The organism is Roseburia sp. AF42-8 (assembly GCF_003435965.1).
GTDB lineage: Bacteria > Bacillota > Clostridia > Lachnospirales > Lachnospiraceae > Roseburia_C > Roseburia_C amylophila.
On sequence record NZ_QTVB01000114.1, the window covers coordinates 1 to 1,409 of the forward strand.

Consider the following 1,409-nt stretch of genomic DNA (forward strand, 5'->3'; position numbering starts at 1 on the left):
AAATAAAAAATAGTAGAATTTTTCTCTCTGCCGCAAGATGATTTTAGGTCGGTTGAGGGATTAGAAAACGCCGGAAACCCGCATAAACTCTATGTTTTTGCGGGTTCTCGGCGTTTCTTTTATCGCCTGTATTAGTGGTGCTTTTTCGGTAAATGGTGCCCAAATGGTGCCCAAATCCCACGCGGGGCTATAAAACGATATAAGAAGCGGTAAAGAGATACAGCGGTTAAAGCTCTAAATCGCTGCTCTTTTTCTTTGCCGCGCTCTTTGCTTTCTTCGGCTCGGCTTTCTCTGCCTTTGCCGGGTCAGACTGTTTGACCGCCCCATGATAAGCGTCTAAGACTTCTTTCTTGCGTTCAAGCCGCACGTCCACATAACGGGCGGTAACAGCTTCAAAGTTCATAGACAGTCCAAGCGATACGCCGATACCCGCAAGCGTATGTCCTAACACTTCGCCTACGGTGTAGAAGTCGCCTGTCAGTTGGTGCATATTCGTAGCCGCCGTATGGCGTAAATCGTGAAAGCGGATATGCGGCATATCCAAATCTTCAAGCAGTTTTCCAAACTGGGAAGATACCCACGACGCGGAGATAGGGGAACCGTCCGGCTTCGCTACAACAAGGTCATTGTCATAGTATGGTTTTCCGTCTTTTTCTGCCTGTTCGCGCTGCGCTTCCTGCATAGCAAACTGTTTGAGGAAGAACGGGCGGGCAAGCTCTGTGATAGGCAGCTTTCGCCCGTTGGATTTCGGCGGTGCCATTTCCTCAATGACTTTTGTTTTCGACGGCACCTTAAAGGGTAGCTGCTCGGAAACGTCAAAGGTGTTGTTTTCCAAATCCACATTACGCCAGCGCAAGCCCAGGATTTCAGAACGGCGCATACCGTAAAGCCCGCCTAAGATAACGGGCATTTCCCAAACGGTACCCTCGACGCGCTGCATAAGGGCTTTTACCTGTTCCGGCGTATAAGGGTCGGGGGTCTTGTCGCTCTTTCCAAACTTCGTAAGCGTGTCCTTTGCTGCGTTTGTTTCGATATAGCGGTATTTCCGGGCATGGCTCAACGCCACGCTCAAAACACGCTTTGCCCCGGCTGCGGTGGACGGTTTCAAGCCTTTGTCAATAATCTGCTGAAACATTTTGTCTACCATAGCGGGGGTAAGCTGATTAAGGGCAACGCCGCCGATATAGGGATTGATATAGTTTGCAATCGTCTTTTTGTACCCGTCGTAAGTAGAGGGGCGCAAGTTCACTCTTGCATAGCTTTCCACCCATTCATTCAGATAGCTTGCAACGGTCTGTTTCCGCTGTGAAGCGATAGACGCAATCTGCCCCGGATTATGGAGCTTTGCTTTCATCTCTGCTTCATGCTGCGTTGCTTCCTTTTTTGTCGGAAAGCCCTTTTTGGAATAG

Annotated in this window: 1 protein-coding gene; it reads right to left on the bottom strand. The window is 49.5% G+C overall.

The genetic code is table 11. The annotated features are described in order from the left end of the window. Positions 1-226: 226 nt before the first annotated feature. Positions 227-1,409, bottom strand: a 1,183-nt coding sequence (locus DW059_RS15475) for a tyrosine-type recombinase/integrase (RefSeq protein WP_117699379.1), incomplete at its 5' end; no start/stop codon positions are given.